Here is a 20,480-nt window from a genome sequence, read left to right on the forward strand (position 1 = left end):
TTCTAGTATCCCCACATTTTACTTCCTAACGTTACGTGAGGTTCAAGACCCGAAAAAGAAAAAAGCAGAAAAAAATGGCCCCCGATATGAATCAGGAGCCATGTTGGACACTGGAATTTATACGGTTTCTGCTGATTACCGGTTCAGCAAGCTTCCCACATAGCGCAGCAGCTCGTTCGCGCATACCGGGCAGTAGCCATGCTCGTCGATCAGCCGTTTGCTTACTTCGTTAATCCGCTTAAGCTGGGCGGCATCCGGCGTTTTGGTCGACGTCGTTATTTTTACGATATCCTTGAGGTCTGTAAACAGTTTCTTCTCGATCGCTTCGCGCAGACGGTCATGATTATGGTATTCGAACTTTTTGCCCTTGCGGGAATAAGACGAAATCCGGATGAGGATTTCCTCACGGAACGCTTTTTTGGCATTTTCGGAAACGCCGATCTGCTCCTCGATGGAACGCATCAGCCTTTCGTCCGGATTCATCTCTTCGTCGGTGAGCGGATCGCGGATTTTCGTCCAGTTGCAGAACGCCTCGATGTTGTCGAGGTAATTCTCAAACAACGTTTTGGCCGACTCCTCAAAGGAATAAACAAAGGCCTTCTGCACTTCTTTTTTCGCCAGCTCGTCGTATTCTTTCCGGGCCACCGCGATGAAATTCAGATAACGCTCCCGTTCGTCCTTCGTAATGGAGGCGTGCTGGTCCAGCCCGTCTTTGATGGCCCGCAGCACATCCAGCGCGTTAATGCATTGAAGGTCCTGCTTAATCAAAGCACTGGAAATCCGGTTGATGACATACCGCGGATCGACGCCGGACATGCCTTCTTCCAAATATTCAGACTGCATTTCCTTCAAATCGGCTTCTTTATACCCTTCAATCTCTTCGCCATCGTACATTCTCATCTTTTTGACCAGGTCCATTCCCTGCTTCTTCGTCTCCTTGAGACGGGTCAGAATGGAGAAAATCGCGGCGGAACGCAGCGCATGCGGCGCAATATGGATATGCTTCATGTCGCTTTGCGAAATGAGCTTGCCGTAAATCTTTTCTTCATCCGATACCTTCAGGTTATAAGGAATCGGCATGACGATCATCCGGGACTGCAGCGCTTCGTTTTTCTTGTTGGCGATAAAGGCCTTGTACTCCGATTCGTTCGTGTGGGCAACGATGAGCTCGTCGGCGGAAATAAGCGCGAACCGGCCTGCCTTGAAATTGCCTTCCTGTGTGAGCGAGAGCAGGTTCCACAGAAACTTCTCGTCGCATTTGAGCATTTCCTGAAATTCCATCAGGCCGCGATTGGCCTTGTTCAGCTCTCCATCGAAACGGTAGGCGCGGGGGTCCGATTCCGAACCGTATTCCGTAATGGTAGAAAAGTCGATGCTGCCGGTCAGGTCAGCGATGTCCTGGGATTTCGGATCTGAAGGGCTGAATGTACCGATACCGACACGGCTGTCTTCCGAGATCAGCACCCGGGTGACGGGCATTTTCTCGATATCGCCGTCGTATTCGGTCTTCAGGCGCATTTGGCAGGAAGGGCAGAGATTGCCTTCGATCCGCACGCCAAGTTCTTTTTCCACTTCAGGCCTCAGGTCCAGCGGAATGAGATGAAGCGGTTCTTCATGCATCGGGCACCCGTCAATAGCAAATACCGCGCCTTGCGGTGTTCTTGAAAATTTCTCAAGGCCCCGCTTCAGCAGGGTCACAATCGTCGATTTCCCGCCGCTGACCGGACCCATCAGCAGCAGAATCCGTTTACGGACGTCGAGCCTGCGGGCCGAGGAGTGGAAGTACTCCTCCACCAGCTTTTCAATGGCACGATCCAGGCCGAAAATTTCCTGCTCAAAAAATTTATAACGTTTATGGCCGTTGACCTCTTCCACGCCGTATGATTTGATCATGTCATAGACGCGGGCATGCGCCGTCATCGCCGGTGATGGGTCCTGACGAAGAAGGTCGATGTATTCTTTAAAGGTGCCATTCCATGCCAGTTGATCGCTCTCTGCCCGATATGCCGCTACGCGTTCGAAAATATCCATGCAAGTACCTCCTATGACTCGGTTATGAAATCGCAAGCTACTCCTACAAAATGCGTCAAGGGTCAACTGCTCCCATCGATTCTTAAAAAGTGTATTACATACCTATGCGGGACCGTGGGATTAGTTGACCTCTTTTTTCGCCCATGTCAGATTGTCTTTTTCTATAAAAGCAAGGGTGCTGCGACTTTCCCGGCGGGATATCTGCCCTTAGGATTCGGGTTCTTCATTTGAAATGATATAATGAACAAAGAATTCAGAAGCGGATCACCGCAGAAGGAGAGCCTGAACATGTCCGTCCAGCATGAAACCGAACTTTACGAGCCATTGAAGGCTTTTTTTGAGCGGCAGGGCTACGAGGTCAAAGGCGAAGTTCGCCACTGCGACCTGGTGGGCTTGCATCCGGATGAGGAAGAGCCGCTGATCGTGGAAATGAAAAAGACGTTCAACCTCTCCCTGCTGCTGCAGGGAGTCGAACGTCTCAAGCTGAGCCCTCATGTATATTTGGCGGTGGAGCGCAACCGCAGCAAGCGGGGTGCCGTGAACCAGCGCTGGGATGACATCACCGGTTTATGCCGCAGGCTGGGCGTCGGTCTGATCACCGTCACCTTCTATAAAACCAAGAAGCCGCTGGTGGAAGTCCTCTGCGAGCCGGGAACGCCTTACGTGCCAACCCGCAGGATGAAAGTCCGCAAGTCCCGGCTGCTCTACGAATTCCGCGAACGCAGCGGCGATTATAACGTCGGCGGCACCACCCGGGCGAAGCTGATGACGGCTTACCGGGAAAAAGCGCTTCGCGTCGCAGGCGCCCTCGCAGGCGCACCGGAAGGCGGCCTGTCGCCCGCGCATTTGCGGGAGAAAAGCGGCGTGCCGAATGCAGCGGCCATCCTGCAGAACAACTATTACGGCTGGTTCCAGCGGATCTCCCGCGGCCGCTACCTCCTGACGCCGGCAGGCACCGCCGATCTGGAGCGCTATGCCGGCATCCTGGAGACGGGGGCATCCAGTTTGCCCGCTCTTGTGGAAACGGCCACGCCGGCGCGTGCCTCTCGCCGCAAAAAGACTTAGCTGCGCGCCGTAAATTCGCCGATCGCTTCGCCGATCAGATTCATGCCCAGCAGCAGCTCGTCACGGCCGGGGTGAGTGAAATTCAGCCGAATCCAGCCGCTTCCCCGCCCGTCCGGGTAGCACAGCGTGCCGGGGAGAAAAGCTGCGCCCTTACCCAAGGCGCATTTCAAGAGGGCCAGACTGTCCAGCCCATCCGGCAGCTGAAGCCAGATAAACATGCCCCCTTTGGGGATGACGTAGCTGGCATCCTGCCATGCCGGCCGCTGCAGCAGCCCGTTCATCAGCTTCAGGCGGGTGTCGTATTCGCGGTTCAGCATTTTGATATGCTCATGAATATCGAAAGCGGAGGATTCCAGCATGTTGTGCAGGAAGCGCTGGTTCAGCGTGCTGGACTGCCAATCGGCCAGCTGCTTGGCGGCAGCCAGCATATTGATCAGCGGCCGGCTTCCGGCGGCCCAGCCCGTACGCAGCGCCGGGGCGATCGTTTTGCTGAACGAACCGATGTAGAGCACCCCCTGTCCGCTGCCCGAGCCGTCCAGCGCAAACAGGGAGGGGTACAGACTGGTGAATTCCCGCTGCGATAACTTTTCAAAATAAAGTTCCCCGTAAGAATTGTCTTCTATAATGAGGATACTGTGCTCCCTGCACAGGTCAAGCACTTCCTTACGCCGCTCTAAGCTCCAGAGGACCCCCGTCGGATTGGAGAAATTCGGTGAGGCTACCAGCAGCTTCGGCTGCGTCCGCTCAATCTGTTCCAGCAAACGTTCCGGAATCAGGCCATTCTGGTCGCTGTCCACCGGAATAACGACAGCCCCCTGCATCTTGAACACCTGCAAGTATCCCGGCGAAGCCGGACTTTCCACAAGCACGCGGTCCCCTGGCTCCACATAGACGCGGGCCAGCAGATCCATTGCCTGCTGCACACCGGTCGTCAGCAGAATTTGATCCGGACCCACATCAATGCGCTTGGTGCGCTTCCAGTCCTCCGACAACCATTCGCGCAACGGCAAAAAGCCCTGCGGCTCCCCATACTGAAGTGCCGTAGGACTATTCGAAATCACTGCTGCCGCTGCTGCCTCCAGGGAAGATACGGGAAATAACTCTTCGGCCGGAAGCTCCTCTGCAAAAGATATGAAGGATTCCCGATTTGCCAAGGACCGGATGAGATGAAGCGGTGACGACAGCATGACCTCCGTACGGGCCGCAAAGGAATACTGCATGGTCTCTCCTCCCATTTATCTCTTATTGGGTTCGGTCTCTCTATATAATTTGCAACCCTAAAGTATGTATTCAGAGACGCATGGAATTATGCCGTATTCAAATGTACATCGCTCGCTTCTGACGTGAATGAAGCGCAAATTTTTCGATGGCCTGGGCCCGTGTGGACACCCCTAGCTTGACGTAAATTTTGCGCAGGTAGTTATCGATGGATCTTCGGCTGACGGTAATTTCCGTTGCGATCTTATCGTAGGTAATCCCCTGTACGATCCGTTCCATAATAAAAATCTCCGTCTCGGTCAGATCAAACATCCCTTCCGCCGAGGGAGCCGCCTGCATCTGCCAGATCCCCTGCTTCAGCCATTCAATCGGCAGGGCGGCAAAGCCTTCGCGCAGCCCGTCGATCATCAGCATAAGCTGGGAGGCCGAGGCCTGTTTCGACAAAATCCCACTTCCCCCGTGATGAATGATCGGATGCAGCAGCTTCAAACCGTCATGATCCGTCAAGATGAGGACATGGCTCTCCGGAGAACTGCTCTTCAGCTTCTCCAGCAGCGGTTCCGCCGTTCCCTCGGGCATCTGGTAGTCCAACAGAACCAGATCGGGCTGGTGCTCGATCACCAGCACCAATCCTTCGTCCCAGGTTGAGGCCATCCCCGTTACCTTCAGATTCTCCCGTTCCTCCAGTATCAACTTGGTGCCCAGCATACTTGTGGGGTGGCTATCGATAATCACAACCCGCCAAACTCTCGTCATTTCAATGGTAACCTCCTGGTACTGATCGTTATTGAATATAAAGTACAGCAGCGTTTCTCCTCCGCTCACAAGCGCGTTAAACGCTTGTTTTAAGACGTTTCTATTTTCATATCAAGGCTCGCTAAACGGTTATGTATAATATAAATCTATCAGTCTTAAACAGATTGTATCGCACCCCTATTATTTCGTGCAATCTATTTTTAGGTATTTTTATGACTTGTATTCATTTTTGCGAAAATAATAGGGTAATGATAGAATGGGGACTGGAAAAAATTCAACGAAAACCGAGGTGATGACATTGCAAACTTCGACAGGGCCTTCCGCACCATTCGGAAACCAGCCCAAGAGGGAGAAGCCACCCTCCGTCAAGTTCGTGCTCCTGATATGGATACTGCTGATTGTAATGGGCATCGGCGCTGCCTATTTATATAGCAATCATGTGAAACAGGAAATGATAAAGCAGCTTCAGGCAAGTACGGAAAACCAGATGAACGATTTGAAAAAAAGTTACGAGGCTCAGTTTAACGAACTGGCGGGGCAAGTTAAGGAGCTGGAGAGCAAGGTGCAGTCCTTTAACGAACTGCTGACGTTCACCAAGGATAACGCCACGAGCAAAACCGATAACAGCAACAAGCTGTACACCCAGCTGAACGAAGTGAAGAAACAGCTGGACACGCTGCAGAAAAAGATGGATCTGCTCAAATGAATGTAAGCATCAAACAGATCAACCGCTTTTTTCTGCTCGTGACCGCTCCGTTCGTTGGATTGTTCATCTATTTGCTGTTCAGCCTAGGTCCCCTACATATCCAGGTCGATACCGCAGCGTACGTTCCGGCAGATACGCTCAAGCCGCATACCGACTCGCTGCTGAAGGAGCTGGACAAGGCCGACAAAACTGTGAAAGTAACCATTTCGTCCATCAGCAAGACGTCCAGACTATACAAGCAGACGACTTCAGCGATGAATGCGATCGAAGCGACGGCCAAAACACAAGCCGGACGTCCCGAGTTCATCTACAATAAACGGATTACGTCCAAGCTCGGCGCCCCTATTGAACGCGTCGATAGCGAACGAATCCGGATCGAGCTCTACAAGGTCAACCCGGGTGTGTACAATGGATATGCCATGAAGGTGAAGCTCAAGGATCCCTCTGCCATGGGCATGAGTCTTGCCAAGGACAAGCTGGGAAGCTCCGAAACGACGATGCAGGCCGTAAGCCGGCACGGGGCCGTGGCCGGGATCAATGCCGGAGGATTTGCCGACACCAGCGGCAAGCGTTATCCGCTCAGCACCACCGTCATGAATGGAGAGTATCTTACGGGATTCCAGTCCAGCTTCAAGGATCTCTTCTTCGTGGGGCTGAACAAATCCGGCAAGCTTATCGGCGGCAAGTTCCAGAATCAATCCGAACTGGACCGCCTGCAGCCCAAATTCGGGGCGACCTTCGTGCCGATGCTGCTAAAAAACGGCCAGCCCGTTGAAATCCCGCTCAAGTGGAAGCAGTCTCCCAACCGTGCGCCGCGGACCGTGATCGGCAAATACAAAGACGACCAGCTGCTGATCATCGTCGTGGACGGGCGCAACGAAAACGGCAGCTCGGGAGCCACCCTCCAAGAGCTGCAGAGTAAAATGTTCCATCTCGGCGTCATCGATGCCTATAATCTGGATGGCGGGGGCTCTTCGACCCTGGTGCTGAACGGCAGGGTGGTCAACCACCCGTCGGACGGCAGCATGCGCCCGGTCCCGACCAACTTTTTATTTTATAAATAATGTATCCTTAAGCTGCAAAAAAATTATGAACAAAATGACGAATTCATTTATTTTTCCAGCAAGTGTGGGTATAATAGGCTTATTGAGCAATGGTAGTTCAGCGGGAGGTGGCCTTAAATGTCGTTCTCATTAACTTTTTGGATTTGTATGGTGGTGCTGCTAATGTTCCTGGTCGGCATCCTAACCGCAGCTTATAACGATGATAAAACTAAAGGACTGTAAGGCCGAAGAGGCTTCCTGTATAGGAAGCCTTTTTTCATGGAAACCTGATCCATTTAAGCGAACCAGGTTATTAACAGATCTGGCTATAAAAGAAAAACACCACGAAAACTCGTGATGCCCAAATGAATGTTATGCATGCTTTTGCAATTGCAGCATGTCGGATTGACACTGGCCGCAAATATACCGCTCTTTGAATTCCGTCACTTCGTCCATCGAACCGCAAAACACGCATTTCGGACGGTAACGTTCCAGAATGATGTGGTCCCCCTGCACCAGAATCTCGACAGGATCTCCTTCGTTCATCTGATAACGTTTTCTAAGTGACTTCGGCAGGACGATTCTTCCGAGCTGATCTACCTTGCGTACAACACCGGCAGGTTTCATGTTCAACACCTCTCCCTATGACTAATCGAATGTAAAGTGATTAGAAAGTACCCCCTGTGATCATTATTCATACTTTCCAATCCAGAAATATGGGTCTTTTCTAATAGTTCGATGTGACGATGTCGAATCCTGCTCCGGATTAAAATTTTATTACTTTATTTTAGAAGCTGAATTTTTCCGTGTATTGTATCCAAATGCAGTCCTTATTCCATCCCCGGATAATCGAGCTGCCGCAGCGCTTCGTACACGATGATCGCCGCCGAATTGGACAGGTTCAACGACCGGACCTTATCCGTCATCGGCATGCGCATACACGTATCAGGGTTGGCGGCAAGCAGTTCCTCCGGAAGTCCCTTCGTTTCCTTGCCGAACACGAGAAAATCCTCATCCTGGAACTGAAAGTCCGTGTATCGTTTGTCGGCTTTTGTCGTCGCATAGAAGAAACGCCGGCCGGCGTACATCTCCTGCACCTCTGCAAAAGATTCATGGTATTCAATATGAACCGCATACCAGTAATCCAGACCCGCGCGCTTTAACGTCGCGTCATCGGTGCGAAAACCAAGCGGCTTCACGAGATGCAGGTGAGCTCCCGTCGCTGCGCAGGTTCTGGCGATATTGCCGGTATTCGCGGGAATTTCAGGTTCAACAAGTACGATGTGCAATGCCATAGATCGTTTTCCACTCCATTCATTTTCTATACAAAATGAACTAAAGGCTAATCATGCTTCACCTTTTTAGTTCAAATGATATTGCTAAAGTTTAAAAAGCCTCTCGCCGGCTAACGGCGAAAGGCGCTTCACTCATGGATGTTCTGGCTTCAGGCTTCATTACCCATGATTCTTTTGAAAATGGTTCATAAAATCAGCCAGTGCTTTAACATTCTCATAAGGAACGGCATTGTAAATCGAAGCGCGCAGACCGCCGACGCTGCGGTGTCCCTTCAGACCTACAAAACCTTCCTGTTCCGATTCCTTAATAAACTGCTTCTCCAGCTCTTCGGAAGGAAGACGGAATGTAATATTCATAATCGAGCGGCTGCCCGCCTCTACCGGTCCGCGGTAGAAGCCTTCGCTGCTGTCTATTGTATCATAAATCAAGCCGGCTTTCTCCCGGTTGATCTTCTCAACGCCGGCTAGTGAACCTTGTTCTTCGATCCACTTCAGCACTTCGTTGACCATGTATACCGAAAAGGATGGTGGGGTGTTGTAAAGAGAGTTGTTCGCCGCATGCGTGCTGTAGCGCAGCATCGTCGGAATATGCTTCGGCGACTCGGCCAGCAGCTCTTCCCGGGCAATGACGACCGTTACGCCGGAAGGTCCCAGGTTCTTTTGCGCTCCCGCATAGATAAAGTCGAACTGATTCACGTCGAACTCGCGGCACAGGATGTCGCTGGACATGTCCGCAATCAGCGGTACGCTGCCTGTATCCGGGTACTGCTGGTACTGGCTGCCTTCGATCGTTTCATTGGACGTTACGTGCAGGTACGCGGCATTTTCCGGAATTTCGATGCTGCTCAGATCCGGAATCGACATAAACTTATTGTTCTCCGAAGAAGCGGCAATATGCGTCTCCCCGATCAAGCGTGCTTCCTTCTCCGCTTTGCTGGCCCAGCTTCCTGTCAAGACATAGCTTCCGGTCTTGCCGGCTGTCAGAAAGTTCATCGGCACCATCGCAAACTGGGTGCTGGCACCCCCCTGCAGAAACAGCACCTTGTATCCCGAAGGATTGCCCAGGAGGGACAGCAGACGGCTTTGCGCTTCGTTATGGACTTCCTCATAGACCTTGCCGCGGTGCGACATCTCCATGATGGACATCCCTGTCCCCCGGAAATCCACGAATTCAGCTTGTGCGCGTTCCAGCACTTCCAGCGGCAATGCGGCAGGGCCGGCGTTAAAATTGTATGCTCTCTTTGTCAAAACAACTCCCCATCCTCTCTCTTATAGCGAATGATAATATGGCAATGATAGCAGTATTCCCAAAGGCCATCAAGTACAAAAAAGCACATAGTATGACGCCTTGCGGACGTTTGTTTTTATCTATTACTTTAACACAGTTTATTTAACGGAGTAAAGCACTGCAGGAAATGGCAGATCAAAAGTCGACAGTTTTCGTCAGAACCAGCCAGGGGACCCTCGACGGGAAAACAACACGCGGGTGGAGGAATGCGGTGGACGCGGAGCGCCCCCACAGAATGCGGTGGACGCGGAGCGCTGCTGACAGCGTTGCTTCATGAGCTACCTGCAGCCCTGCCTCTCTGAACAACACAGCCCGCTTCCCCGAACAACCCACACTTACTCCTCTGCTTAGCGGAGCGGACACCGCAATTCCGGAGCAGCGCAGCGGTCGCCTTTGTTTTCCCGTTTCTACCGCAAACAGCGGCTAGTTAAGAAACGGGAAAACAACACGCGAGTGGAGGCATGCGGTGGACGCGGAGCGCTTCCCAGAATGCAGTGTACACGAACGCTGGCCCGGCATGGCATACGCTGCCGCATGCAGGCTTGGCTCTCTTTGCCAGACACATCACCCTCTTCGTAGAGGCTGCTGACGTGTTGTCTCCCTGAGCACCACACAACTACTTCCCTGAGCCGCCCACACTTACTCCTCTGCTTAGCGGAGCGGACACCGCAATTCCGGAGCAGCGCAGCGGTCGCCTTTGTTTTCCCGTTTCTACCGCAAACAGCGGCTAGTTCAAGAAACGGGAAAACAACACGCGAGTGGAGGAATGCGGTGGACGCGGAGCGCTCCCAGAATGCGATGGACGCGAACGCTGGCCCGGCATAGCATATGCTGCCGCATGCAGGCTTGGCTCTCTTTGGCAGACAAATCACCTCATCGTGAAGGCACCAGCACAACTGCTTCTCTGAACCGCCCACACTTACTCCCCTGCTTAGCGGAGCGGACACCGCAATTCCGGAACAGCGCAGCGGTCGCCTTTGTTTTCCCGTTTCTACCGCAAACAGCGGCTAGTTCAAGAAACGGGAAAACAACACGCGAGTGGAGGAATGCGGTGGCTGCGGAGCGCCCCCAACACGCGAGTGGAGGAATGCGGTGGACGCGGAGCGCTCCCCTCCCTCAAACAAAGAGGCTGCCCCTCCAGTCATCCCTGACCGGAGAGGGCAGCCATTTCTTGATACGAATTAGCAGTCGAAGTACAGACCGTACTCGTGCGGATGCACGCGGATCGAAACGGCTTTCGCTTCAGCACGCTTCAGGCTAACGAAGTTATCAATGAATTCTTTGGTGAATACGCCGCCTTCCAGAAGGAAGTCGTAATCAGCTTCCAGAGCGTCCAATGCTTCGTCCAGGGTGCCCGGTACGCTGCGGATTTCCGCTTTTTGATCGTCGGAGAGCTCATAGATGTTTTTGTCCATCGGTCCGTATCCGAGCTCAACCGGATTGATTTTGCGCTTGATACCGTCCAGACCGGCCATCAGCATAGCCGAGAAGGCCAGGTATGGGTTCGCCGTGGAGTCCGGCGTACGGAACTCGATGCGGCAGCCTTTAGGCGTTACAGCGGCGACTGGAATACGGATCGCTGCGGAACGGTTACCTTTCGAGAACACGAGGTTAACCGGTGCTTCATAGCCAGGAACCAGACGCTTGAAGGAGTTTGTCGACGGGTTCGTGATGGCAATCAGGGCCGGAGCATGGTACAGGATACCGCCGATGTAGTTCAGCGCCATTTCGCTCAGGTTCGCATAAGCGCCTTTTTCATAGAACAAAGGCTCGTCGCCATTGAAGATGGACTGGTGAACGTGCATGCCGCTTCCGTTGTCGCCAAAGATCGGTTTTGGCATGAAAGTAGCCACTTTACCGTATTGACGAGCTGTGTTGTGAACGATGTATTTGTACAGCAAGAGGTTATCCGCTGTTTTCTTCAGGGTATCGAAACGGAAATTGATTTCCGCTTGGCCTGCAGTGGCCACTTCATGGTGATGACGCTCGATGCGGAGGCCGGCTTCTTCCAGCAAACGACACATTTCGCTGCGAATGTCTTGTTGGGTGTCGACCGGTGCAACAGGAACGTATCCACCTTTTACGCGTACTTTGAAGCCAAGGTTGCCGCCTTCTTCTTTACGGTTCGTGTTCCACGAAGCTTCTTCGGAATCCACGAAGTAAGAAGAACTGTTCATGCCGCTTTCGTAACGGACGTCGTCAAAAATAAAAAATTCGGATTCAGGTGCAAAGAAGGCAGCTGTACCAACGCCGCACTGTTGCAGATACTCTTCGGCTTTGGCTGCAATGCTGCGCGGATCGCGCTCATAGCGCTCGCCGTCCGGCGTGTTGATGTTACACATGATGTTCAGTGTCGGATGAGCGGTGAATGGATCGACAAAAATCGATTCCGGATCTGGCATCATAACCATATCCGATTCCTCGATTCCCCGGAAACCGGCGATGGAAGAGCCGTCGAACGCAACCCCGTTCACGAACGTTTCTTCATCCACTTCAGAGGCAGGCAAAGAAATGTGATGCGCACGGCCAGCCAAATCTACGAAACGGAAATCCACCCACTCAATTGCTTTCTCCTGAATTGTTTTTAATACGTTTTCAACCGACATGCTCTCTTCCTCCCAATTTCCGAACATTTCCCCGCATTTAAAACGTAAACGTTCAGTATCTAATGATTTATGTCGTCATTATAAAACTTCAAACCTGACATCGTCAATATGTATGTAAGGTATTTTTAAAAATGGTGTGAGGTATCCTTACACTTTTCAACACTTTATTTGCACTAATTGCAAATAGCCTGCACGCACCGATTTTCTGGGGAAAATCAGCCGGCAGGCTTAGATGTTATACGGGTATTACCGGGGAAATATTATACCCCTACTTTAAAGGCCTCAGCAGGCGCTTTGGACGTATTGAATGTGCGTCCGACGAGCGGAGCCAGCTTCTCCAGGTCTTTAAGAAGCGCGGCGAACTGGTCCGGGAACAGCGACTGCACGCCGTCTCCGGTCATCGAATTGTCCGGGTCTGTATGCATCTCGATAATCAGTCCGTTAGCCCCAGCTGCAACCGAGGCTTTGGACATAGGCTCTACCAGCTCTCTGCGGCCCGTGCCATGGCTCGGATCGGAAATGACCGGCAGATGGCTCAGCTGCTGCAGGACAGGAATAGCCGACAGATCCAGCGTATTGCGGGTATAGCTTTCGAATGTACGGATTCCGCGCTCACAGAGCATGACGTCCGGGTTGCCGCCCGCAAGGATGTACTCAGCCGCATTCAGCAGCTCATCGTAGGTGGCGCTGAAACCGCGCTTGAGCAGTACCGGCTTACCGCAAGTTCCCAGCTTGCGCAGCAGGTCAAAGTTCTGCATATTCCGCGTGCCCACCTGCAAAATATCGGCATATTCGGCGCAGATATCTACGTATTCCGGTGTCATGACTTCCGTAATGGTCAGCAGGCCGTGCTTTTGTCCGGCTTCAGCCATCATAATAAGACCTTCGACACCGATCCCCTGGAAGCTATATGGTCCTGTCCGTGGCTTGAAGGCCCCGCCTCTCAGCACCTGTCCGCCTGCAGCCTTCACCAAGCCCGCAATTTCATCGATCTGCTCGGGGGATTCAACCGCACAGGGTCCTCCCATGACGACAAGCTCATCGCCGCCGATTTCCACACCTTTTATCTTGATCACCGTGTTCTCCGGATGAAAATCACGGCTTGCCAATTTGTATGATTTGGTAATCTTCACTACATTCTCTACTCCCTTCATTTGACGCAGGTGCTCAGCAAGTTGCGGGTTGACCTGACCGATCAGCCCAATGACCGTCCGGTCTGCGCCTTTGGAAACAGAAGCCTGCAGTCCTTCCTTCTCAATCACACGCACAATATCCGCAATTTGTTCTTCCGGAGTCGTATTGGATGTAATTACGATCATGGCTATCATTCCTCCTGTGAAGCGCCTCGCTTCAGCGCACGCTTCTCGTATATTTTCAAATGATTCGGTATCTTTATCTGGTCTACCGTTCTCGCCTCTCACTTCACTAATACGCTTAAACGCGTTTTCGCTTTTAAGCTTTTATCCGCTAAAGCAACTATATCGGAAATCCACCTATCCGTCAACCCTAAATCTAAAATGGGCATCCTCCCCCCACCGATCTGGTCTATTTTCTTCTGTAGGGCCAGATCATATCAGGGGCAGCAAATCATCATGGTCTAGAAAAAAAAAGAAGCAGGGTCCCATTAAATGGAAGCCCCGCTTCATCTCATTCGTCATTACGCCTTGGTGCTACCTGCCGCTTTTACGGGCGGAAGCAGTTTCTTCATATTGATTGTGCGCTTGATTTCCCACGTATCCGGATTCTCCGGATCGTATTGTTCCAAATATGCGATCACTTCCTTGGTGATCGGGGTCGGCGTGGAAGCGCCGGAAGTGACAGCCACTTTGGATATGCCTTCAAGCCATTCGCGTTTCAGCTCGGTAATGTCGGCAATCCGGTAAGCCTTGACGTTGGCAATTTCTTCGGAGACCTGAGCCAGCCGGTTGGAGTTGTTGCTCCGCGGGTCGCCGACAACGATCACCAGATCCGCTTGTCGAGCCTGCTCCGCGACCGCTTCCTGCCGCACCTGGGTGGCCAGGCAGATCTCATTGTGGACCTCGGCGGACGGATACAGCTCCAGCAGCTTTTTCATAATGGCCTTAATGTCCCATTGGCTCATCGTCGTCTGGTTCGTAATGATGATGCGGGAGGCGGATATGCGCAGATTGGCAATCTCGTCTTCCTTCTCGATCAGATGAACGTGATCCGGCGCAATGCCGATGGCGCCTTCGGGTTCGGGATGGCCCTTCTTGCCGATATAAATCACCTCATACCCTTCCGCCACCTTCTCGCGGATCAGGTCATGAGTCTTGGTGACGTCCGGACAAGTCGCGTCAACGGTCGTAAGACCTTTGTCCCGGGCCAGCTTCCGGACTTCCGGCGAAACGCCGTGGGCGGTAAAGATAACCGTGCCTCTGTCCACCTGGTTCAGGATCTCCATCCGGTTCGGTCCGTCGAGCGTGATGATCCCTTCGTCTTCAAAAGAATTCGTGACATGACTGTTGTGCACGATCATGCCCAATATATAAATCGGCCGGGGGAGGTCCAGGTTCTGGGCCGCCTGACGCGCCAGCACCATGGCATCGACCACGCCGTAGCAGTACCCCCGGGGCGAAATTTTAATCACTTCCATGACTTTCACCTGCTTTCTCTGGCATGCCTTAACCTAACCATTATACCCTATTCCAAAGGGACGGGAAAGACGACCGGCAGCCAGATAATGAAGGTCGTACCTTCTCCTTGACGAGTAACGACCTCGACCGAGCCGTTCAGCTCGTCGATAATCCATTTGGCGATGGACAGGCCCAGCCCGATGCCCTCCGTCATGCCGCGGGACTGATCCGCACGGTAGAATCGGTCAAAGATATACGGCACCTCGTCCTTGTCCATGCCGATGCCCGTATCGGCAATCCGGATGCCCACCTGATCTTCATACAGCAATGCGTCAAACGTCACTTGGCCTTCAGGTGTATACTTAAATGCGTTTTCAATAAAAATGAACAGCATCTGCTGCATATAATCCTTATTGCCGTTGACATAGACGCCGTTCAGGATCGAAAAGTCACCGGTAATCCAATCGGCCTGCCGCGGCAGGAATTGGGCCCTTCTGGCCACTTCCTCCACGAGAATTTCGAGCGGAATCGGCTGCTTGTCAAACGTCCGTCCCGTGTCGGCCCGGGCCAGAGAGAGCATGTCGCCGACGAGCCGGCTCATCCGCTTGGATTCGTCGGCAATGTCGCTGATGGCCTCCCGAGTCATCTGCTTCAGCGTCGCTTCGTCCAGCTTCGGACGGTCTCCTTCCTCGTCTGACCACATTTTCTCCAGCAGATCCACGTTGCCGCGGATTGTCGTCAGCGGTGTCCGCAGCTCATGCGACGCGTCGGATACGAATCGGCGCTGCGTCGCGTAAGATTCCTCGAGGTTTTTATAAAAGCCCTCCATCCGTCCCAGCATGCTGTTGACCGTGTCGATCAGCTGTCCGACTTCGTCCTGGGGCCCGTCGTAATCGATGCGGACGCTGAGGTCCTGGCCGTTCTGGATCTGGCTCGCCGCTTCGATGACGTTGCCGATGGGGCTCATGGATTTGCGGGCCAGGAACAGACCGAGCGAGGAGGCTAAGATGATCATGATTGTTGCGCTGATGACCAGAATATTCCTCAGCAGGGTCAGCAGTTCCACTTCATGCCCCGTATAAATGGCTACCTGAAGCATTGCAACCACCTGGCCGGTACTGCTTTCCGTAATGACACCCTGGTATAAATAAAAAGGATTTCCCTGGATATACACGGTTTTAAAACCCTGCTCTTTCACCGCGTGATCGTAATCGGGATAAGGGAATTTAATTTTCTGCTCTCCGAGTTTTTCGGACACGGATAATTTATTATGGACGTAATCAATCATCTGCACGAAAGTCTGCGAGGCCAAATCGGAAGGCGCCGAAAAACTCAAATAATTACTATTCCAGTTCAAAACCAGGGATGGCTTGATTTTGTTATACTGCTGGGCCAGCCGCTCTCTTACGGAATTATACGTATTATAATGGACGACCCCATAGACCGCCGAACCGAACACTATCAGCGTTACGGCCAGAATGGCGGTATACCAGGCGGTCAAGCGCAATCTTATGGACATCTCTTATGAATCCCCTCTCAGGATATAACCTGCGCCGCGGATCGTTTGAATGACACGCTTCCCTCCGTGTTCTTCCGTCTTCTGACGGAGCATCGCAATGTACACTTCCAGCACGTTGGACTCACCGCTGTAATCGTAACCCCAGATTTTATCCATAATTAAGTCGCGGGACAGCACCCGCTTCGGATTTTGCATAAACAAATGAAGAAGCTCAAATTCCTTGGCCGTCAGCTCGAGGCGTTTGCCGCCGCGCAGCACTTCCCGGGAGTCGACGTCCAGCACGATGTCCTCATAGGTCAACCGGTGGTCGCCGGCCTCCTCCTGCCCCGGCTTCCGCCGCAGCAGCGCGCGCACCCGGGCCAACAGCTCTTCCAGCGCGAACGGCTTGACGAGGTAATCGTCCGCCCCAAGGTCAAGCCCTTTGACTCGGTGCTCGATTTCATCCTTGGCGGTGAGCATCAGGATCGGCACCTGACTGCCGCCTTCCCGAAGCCTGCGGCACACTTCAAATCCGTCCACCTGCGGCATCATGACGTCCAGCACGACGATATCGGGCTCCCCGTTCAAAATGACCTTCAGTCCCTCTGCCCCATTGTTAGCGGTAATGACGTCGTACCCTTCAAATGCCAGCCCCCTGCGCAGCATGGAAATGATCTTTTCATCATCGTCAATAATCAAAATTTTCGATCGCATTAACGGACTACTCCTTTATCTCTTTATCTTGTATCATGGCACAAGCCTCTGCTTCTTATTGTAGCAGTGAACATTTTCCTTTGCACCATGGTACGACAACAGCGGAAGGGAGTTCCCTTCCGCTGTCATCTCGTAGCGTATGGTTTACTGGCCGCTGACCGCGCTGTTGTCCGTGAATTTATTTTTGTCGCCGATAGTGACCTGCAGGTCCATCTTCTTGTTGTTGCGGACGATGTTCAGCGTCACTTTCGTGCCGACCTTCTGTTTCTGGATAAACGCGGTCAGATCGGAATTGGTTTTATAAGCCGTACCGTTCACGCCGGTAATAATGTCGTAAGGGCGGAGGTCCGCTTCGTATGCCGGGGATTTGTAGACAACCTCGGCGACAACGGAGCCTTCTTTTACATCGGTGTCCATTTGTTTAGCTACTTCTTCGGTCAACGTCATCAAAGAGGCGCCAATAAACGGAACCGGATCCTTCGGAATTTCCTGGTTTTTCTCCAGCTTGTCGACGACATTCTTGATCGTGCTCGTCGGAATCGCGAAGCCGATGCCTTGGGAATCGGCGCTGACGGCTACGTTCATGCCGATGACTTGGCCGCTCAGGTTGAGCAGCGGTCCGCCGGAGTTACCCGGGTTGATCGATGCGTCGGTTTGCAGCAGATGCTGATATTTGCGTGTGCCGCTGCCCGATTCCTCGCTGATATCGATGGAACGTTCGCGAGCGCTCAGTACACCAGTCGTTACCGTATGGTCAAAGCCCTGCGGGTTACCGATCGCTACAACCGGCTCACCGACTTTCAGGCTCGAAGAATCGCCGAGCGGTACTGTCGGGAAGTTGTTGTTGCCTTCGATTTTCAGAACGGCAAGGTCGAGATCTTTGCTGCTGCCCAGAAGCTTCGCTTCGTAGGTCTTCTCGTCGTTCTCGATGGTTACCTGAATGACGTCGGCGTTCTCGACCACGTGCTGATTGGTCAGAATATAACCTTCCTTGTTGTAGATAAAGCCGGAACCGATGCCGTAAGGAACGAGCTGCGAAGGATTCGAACCCGAACCCGAGCCTTGGGATTGGGAATCCGATCCCGATCCGCCGTAACCCGAATCGCCGCCGAACTGGTCTCCGAAGAAATAGGAGAATGGATCGTTCAGATAAGGATTACTTTGAGAATTGGTGCGGCTGCTCTGTTTAACGAGCGTTTCAATTTTAACGACCGCCGGGCCCGCTTCCTGCACTACCCCGGATACATCCGTCGGTTTCGAAAGCGGCAGCGAGGTCGTATTCGCCTTCCCGGTAGGCTCGCTGTTGTCGGCCGCAGCTGACACCGTTGTGGCTGTTTCGGACGTGAGCGACGTGTTAGGCGTAAAAAGATTCATGCGATCCGCCGTAAACATCAGCCCGGTGATGACAACCATGCCGGCGAGGAAGGAAATCAGCACCGTTTTTACCGAGGTTTTCGGACGCTGGTTAAACTGCCAGTTACCGCCGTTGCTGCCGCCATTGTTACCGCCACCGCCACCCGAACCTCCGCTGCGTCCGGGGCTGCCGGACTCGCCGGAGCTGTGGTACTGGCTGGAGGTTACCGGAAGCTGTCTGACCGGATTCGGAGGAGTAATCTCCACTTCCTCCGAGTGCGGCCTGTCGGAGGACTCACTGCCTGGATGCTCTGTATTATTGTCTTTTCCAAGGGACTTAAACGGCCCGTAAGAATAGTAATAAGATGAATTATTCGAATCGGAAGACGGCTGCTCACGCTTTGTTGGCTCTTGATCAAACGAATCTTCCGGCTGGCCAAATCTGTTTCTTTCGTCCATGTGATTCATGCCTCCTGCTTTCCCTGATTTATAGCGTTCCGTAAGGGATATTGTTTAACTGTTTATATCATGTACTATAAACCTTAATGACAGATTAAAAACAATTAAAAAGCAGATAAAACATGTCGGGAAAGGCTATGACTGCACCCATCCTTTGCGGTGGGCGTAGATGGCCAGCTGCGTCCGGTCTTCCAGCTCGCATTTCATCAGCAGGTTGCTCACATGGGTCTTAACTGTTTTGATGCTGATATGCAGCTCCTCAGCGATATCCTTGTTGCTTTTGCCTTCGGCGACGAGCAGCAGCACTTCCTTCTCGCGTTCGGTCATCCCGGTGGAATCCCCCTGAACGGTCCGCTGGCGGATGCCTCTAGTCAGCGCCTGGGACACATCCCCCGTCATGACCGGCATACCCCGGTTGGCCCCTTGCAGCGCGTAGATCAGTTCGTCGGCCGATACGGTCTTCAGCACGTAGCTGACAGCTCCGGCTTCCACCGCGTCCACCACCAGATCGTCTTCGAGAAAGCTAGTCAAAATGACGATCTTGATCGAAGGGTATTTCGCCAGAACGGCCCGCGTCGTTTCGGCACCGTTCATCACCGGCATCATCAGATCCATCAGCACCAGATCGGGATGCTCCTCCTGCGGCCGCTGGTCCAGCCAGTCCAGCAGCTCTTTGCCATTGCCTGCTTCCCCGATCACTTCAAAGGAAGGCTCCAGCATCAAATATGTTTTCAGTCCCATTCTGACCATATCGTGATCATCCACGATGACCACCTTCACGCTCTCTGCCATTTCGATTTCCCCCTGCCTGTATTGATGAACCGTTCAAGATAAGCTTATGTAAACTTCGGTATATGTACACGGATGGTCGTACCCGCGCCTTGGCGGCTCATAATTTCGACCTGTCCGCCCAGCTTCTCGGCCCGCTCCCGCATCGTTGAAAGTCCGTACGATCCCGGTCTGTGCGGAATCGAGTCAAAACCCTGGCCGTCGTCACTGATGCTGAGCACCACCTGCCGGCTCTCTTCGCGAAGCGACATGCTGACCAGTCTGGCGTGGGCATGCTTCACTATATTCGCCACCGCTTCCTGAATGATCAGAAACAGCTGATGCTCGATTGCTTCCGACAGGCTGCCCTTCAGTTCGACCTCCTTCATGCCTTTGAGGCCGTTCTGGCGGCAGTAGTCCGGGAACCAGACTTCCAGCGCTTCAGCCAGACTCTTGCCTTCCAGCTCGACGGGACGAAGCTGCGCAATCAGAGCCCGCATCTGCTTCTGGGCCATCTGGGACATCGTAATGAGCTGCTCCATAACGACTTTGCCCTGCTCCTCGTTCCGTTCAAGCACCCTCGGCAGCGACGACGCCGACATATGAATGGCGAACAGCTGCTGGCTGACGGTATCGTGCAGATCCCGGGCCATCCGCCGTCGCTCCTCGATAACAGCCGATTCCGCGGCTTTTTCCTTTTCGATGACTTCCTGCTCGCCCATCCGCTGCAGCAGCTCCATTTTCTTTTCAATGGAATCCATCACATTGTTGAACTCATGATAGAGCCGGGCAAACGTCGGGTCATCGGTTTCGCCAATCCGTACCGACAGATTTCCTTTGGAAACCTGCAGCATGTTAAGCTCCAGCACATCGATGCGCCTCTGAATCCGCTGTCCGGCCATGTATCCGATGATGATCGACAACAGCAGAAACCCCAGGCAGGAATAAATCCATACCCAGGTTCCTTTAATAACGAGATATCCGCTGTCGCTGCCGATATAGAAAATCGCCGTCATCAGAAGGCCGGTCAGCATAAAGTAAAACAACAGCATCCATTTGGTATTTTTCATGATACTTTTCATACGA

Annotated in this window: 18 protein-coding genes; 4 read left to right on the top strand and 14 right to left on the bottom strand. The window is 52.8% G+C overall.

Going from position 1 to position 20,480, the window contains the following annotated elements:
- Positions 1-135: 135 nt before the first annotated feature.
- A complete protein-coding gene (locus K2F33_RS00100; protein ID WP_076170627.1) occupies positions 136-2,031 on the bottom strand; it encodes a PrkA family serine protein kinase in 1,896 nt (631 codons plus the stop codon).
- Positions 2,032-2,319: 288 nt separating this feature from the next.
- Between K2F33_RS00100 and K2F33_RS00105 the strand changes: the two genes are divergently transcribed.
- Complete coding sequence (locus K2F33_RS00105; RefSeq protein ID WP_076170628.1) at positions 2,320-3,096, top strand: DUF2161 domain-containing phosphodiesterase; 777 nt, start codon at positions 2,320-2,322, stop codon at positions 3,094-3,096.
- On the opposite strand, the gene K2F33_RS00110 is transcribed toward K2F33_RS00105, so the two are convergent.
- Together K2F33_RS00110 and K2F33_RS00115 are read right to left on the bottom strand one after the other, a co-directional pair.
- A complete protein-coding gene (locus K2F33_RS00110) occupies positions 3,093-4,316 on the bottom strand; it encodes an aminotransferase-like domain-containing protein (RefSeq protein WP_263880694.1) in 1,224 nt (407 codons plus the stop codon). The genes K2F33_RS00105 and K2F33_RS00110 overlap by 4 nt on opposite strands.
- A 97-nt stretch (positions 4,317-4,413) precedes the next feature.
- Complete coding sequence (locus K2F33_RS00115) at positions 4,414-5,070, bottom strand: response regulator transcription factor (protein WP_076170630.1); 657 nt, start codon at positions 5,068-5,070, stop codon at positions 4,414-4,416.
- A gap of 292 nt (positions 5,071-5,362) precedes the next feature.
- Here K2F33_RS00115 and K2F33_RS00120 point away from each other — a divergent pair, with 292 nt between their 5' ends.
- Positions 5,363-5,776: a hypothetical protein gene (locus tag K2F33_RS00120; protein WP_412974030.1), complete on the top strand. Its 414-nt coding sequence runs from the start codon at positions 5,363-5,365 to the stop codon at positions 5,774-5,776.
- A complete protein-coding gene (locus K2F33_RS00125) occupies positions 5,773-6,840 on the top strand; it encodes a phosphodiester glycosidase family protein (RefSeq protein WP_089545744.1) in 1,068 nt (355 codons plus the stop codon). Before K2F33_RS00120 ends, K2F33_RS00125 begins: the two co-directional genes overlap by 4 nt.
- A 351-nt stretch (positions 6,841-7,191) precedes the next feature.
- On the opposite strand, the gene K2F33_RS00130 is transcribed toward K2F33_RS00125, so the two are convergent.
- The 3 genes from K2F33_RS00130 to serC all read right to left on the bottom strand — a co-directional run bounded on the left by K2F33_RS00130 (position 7,192) and on the right by serC (position 9,362).
- Positions 7,192-7,446: an AbrB/MazE/SpoVT family DNA-binding domain-containing protein gene (locus K2F33_RS00130; RefSeq protein ID WP_076170632.1), complete on the bottom strand. Its 255-nt coding sequence runs from the start codon at positions 7,444-7,446 to the stop codon at positions 7,192-7,194.
- Between the two features lie 203 nt (positions 7,447-7,649).
- Positions 7,650-8,114, bottom strand: coding sequence for a tRNA (uridine(34)/cytosine(34)/5-carboxymethylaminomethyluridine(34)-2'-O)-methyltransferase TrmL (trmL, locus tag K2F33_RS00135; RefSeq protein ID WP_076170633.1), 465 nt, complete (start codon positions 8,112-8,114; stop codon positions 7,650-7,652).
- A gap of 159 nt (positions 8,115-8,273) precedes the next feature.
- Complete coding sequence (gene serC / locus K2F33_RS00140; protein WP_116232185.1) at positions 8,274-9,362, bottom strand: 3-phosphoserine/phosphohydroxythreonine transaminase; 1,089 nt, start codon at positions 9,360-9,362, stop codon at positions 8,274-8,276.
- A gap of 501 nt (positions 9,363-9,863) precedes the next feature.
- Between serC and K2F33_RS00145 the strand changes: the two genes are divergently transcribed.
- Positions 9,864-10,007 (top strand): hypothetical protein, encoded by a 144-nt coding sequence (locus K2F33_RS00145; RefSeq protein ID WP_263880696.1) that lies wholly within the window; start codon positions 9,864-9,866, stop codon positions 10,005-10,007.
- Between the two features lie 576 nt (positions 10,008-10,583).
- On the opposite strand, the gene glnA is transcribed toward K2F33_RS00145, so the two are convergent.
- The 8 genes from glnA to K2F33_RS00185 form a co-directional block, all read right to left on the bottom strand.
- Entirely contained in the window at positions 10,584-12,008 is a 1,425-nt protein-coding gene (gene glnA, locus K2F33_RS00150; RefSeq protein WP_076170635.1) for a type I glutamate--ammonia ligase, read from the bottom strand.
- A gap of 260 nt (positions 12,009-12,268) precedes the next feature.
- Positions 12,269-13,327: a 3-deoxy-7-phosphoheptulonate synthase gene (gene aroF, locus K2F33_RS00155; protein ID WP_145946913.1), complete on the bottom strand. Its 1,059-nt coding sequence runs from the start codon at positions 13,325-13,327 to the stop codon at positions 12,269-12,271.
- A 338-nt stretch (positions 13,328-13,665) separates the two neighbouring features.
- The gene (locus K2F33_RS00160; protein WP_263880697.1) at positions 13,666-14,622 is read right to left on the bottom strand and encodes a 4-hydroxy-3-methylbut-2-enyl diphosphate reductase; all 957 of its coding nucleotides are present in this window, start codon (positions 14,620-14,622) and stop codon (positions 13,666-13,668) included.
- A 47-nt stretch (positions 14,623-14,669) separates the two neighbouring features.
- The gene (locus K2F33_RS00165) at positions 14,670-16,121 is read right to left on the bottom strand and encodes a sensor histidine kinase (RefSeq protein WP_263880698.1); all 1,452 of its coding nucleotides are present in this window, start codon (positions 16,119-16,121) and stop codon (positions 14,670-14,672) included.
- 3 nt (positions 16,122-16,124) lie between these two features.
- Positions 16,125-16,814: a response regulator transcription factor gene (locus K2F33_RS00170; protein ID WP_076170639.1), complete on the bottom strand. Its 690-nt coding sequence runs from the start codon at positions 16,812-16,814 to the stop codon at positions 16,125-16,127.
- Between the two features lie 144 nt (positions 16,815-16,958).
- On the bottom strand, positions 16,959-18,626 hold the full coding sequence (locus tag K2F33_RS00175) for a S1C family serine protease (RefSeq protein WP_263880699.1): 1,668 nt from the start codon (positions 18,624-18,626) through the stop codon (positions 16,959-16,961).
- A 135-nt stretch (positions 18,627-18,761) separates the two neighbouring features.
- Positions 18,762-19,418, bottom strand: a complete 657-nt coding sequence (locus K2F33_RS00180) for a response regulator (protein ID WP_076170641.1) — start codon at positions 19,416-19,418, stop codon at positions 18,762-18,764.
- A gap of 44 nt (positions 19,419-19,462) precedes the next feature.
- Positions 19,463-20,476: a HAMP domain-containing sensor histidine kinase gene (locus tag K2F33_RS00185; protein ID WP_212982712.1), complete on the bottom strand. Its 1,014-nt coding sequence runs from the start codon at positions 20,474-20,476 to the stop codon at positions 19,463-19,465.
- Between the last annotated feature and the right edge of the window lie 4 nt (positions 20,477-20,480).

The sequence above is a fragment of the Paenibacillus sp. PSB04 genome (assembly GCF_025809195.1).
In the GTDB taxonomy this organism is placed as follows: Bacteria; Bacillota; Bacilli; order Paenibacillales; family Paenibacillaceae; genus Paenibacillus_AQ; species Paenibacillus_AQ favisporus.

What these genes read in the sequence shown, in the direction of transcription:
- K2F33_RS00100 (WP_076170627.1), bottom strand. Translation starts at nt 2,031, where the DNA reads ATGGATATTTTCGAACGCGTAGCGGCATATCGGGCAGAGAGCGATCAA.
- K2F33_RS00105 (WP_076170628.1), top strand. Translation starts at nt 2,320, where the DNA reads ATGTCCGTCCAGCATGAAACCGAACTTTACGAGCCATTGAAGGCTTTT.
- K2F33_RS00110 (WP_263880694.1), bottom strand. Translation starts at nt 4,316, where the DNA reads ATGCAGTATTCCTTTGCGGCCCGTACGGAGGTCATGCTGTCGTCACCG.
- K2F33_RS00115 (WP_076170630.1), bottom strand. Translation starts at nt 5,070, where the DNA reads ATGACGAGAGTTTGGCGGGTTGTGATTATCGATAGCCACCCCACAAGT.
- K2F33_RS00120 (WP_412974030.1), top strand. Translation starts at nt 5,363, where the DNA reads ATGACATTGCAAACTTCGACAGGGCCTTCCGCACCATTCGGAAACCAG.
- K2F33_RS00125 (WP_089545744.1), top strand. Translation starts at nt 5,773, where the DNA reads ATGAATGTAAGCATCAAACAGATCAACCGCTTTTTTCTGCTCGTGACC.
- K2F33_RS00130 (WP_076170632.1), bottom strand. Translation starts at nt 7,446, where the DNA reads ATGAAACCTGCCGGTGTTGTACGCAAGGTAGATCAGCTCGGAAGAATC.
- trmL (WP_076170633.1), bottom strand. Translation starts at nt 8,114, where the DNA reads ATGGCATTGCACATCGTACTTGTTGAACCTGAAATTCCCGCGAATACC.
- K2F33_RS00145 (WP_263880696.1), top strand. Translation starts at nt 9,864, where the DNA reads ATGCGGTGGACGCGGAGCGCTTCCCAGAATGCAGTGTACACGAACGCT.
- glnA (WP_076170635.1), bottom strand. Translation starts at nt 12,008, where the DNA reads ATGTCGGTTGAAAACGTATTAAAAACAATTCAGGAGAAAGCAATTGAG.
- aroF (WP_145946913.1), bottom strand. Translation starts at nt 13,327, where the DNA reads ATGATCGTAATTACATCCAATACGACTCCGGAAGAACAAATTGCGGAT.
- K2F33_RS00160 (WP_263880697.1), bottom strand. Translation starts at nt 14,622, where the DNA reads ATGGAAGTGATTAAAATTTCGCCCCGGGGGTACTGCTACGGCGTGGTC.
- K2F33_RS00165 (WP_263880698.1), bottom strand. Translation starts at nt 16,121, where the DNA reads ATGTCCATAAGATTGCGCTTGACCGCCTGGTATACCGCCATTCTGGCC.
- K2F33_RS00170 (WP_076170639.1), bottom strand. Translation starts at nt 16,814, where the DNA reads ATGCGATCGAAAATTTTGATTATTGACGATGATGAAAAGATCATTTCC.
- K2F33_RS00175 (WP_263880699.1), bottom strand. Translation starts at nt 18,626, where the DNA reads ATGGACGAAAGAAACAGATTTGGCCAGCCGGAAGATTCGTTTGATCAA.
- K2F33_RS00180 (WP_076170641.1), bottom strand. Translation starts at nt 19,418, where the DNA reads ATGGCAGAGAGCGTGAAGGTGGTCATCGTGGATGATCACGATATGGTC.
- K2F33_RS00185 (WP_212982712.1), bottom strand. Translation starts at nt 20,476, where the DNA reads ATGAAAAGTATCATGAAAAATACCAAATGGATGCTGTTGTTTTACTTT.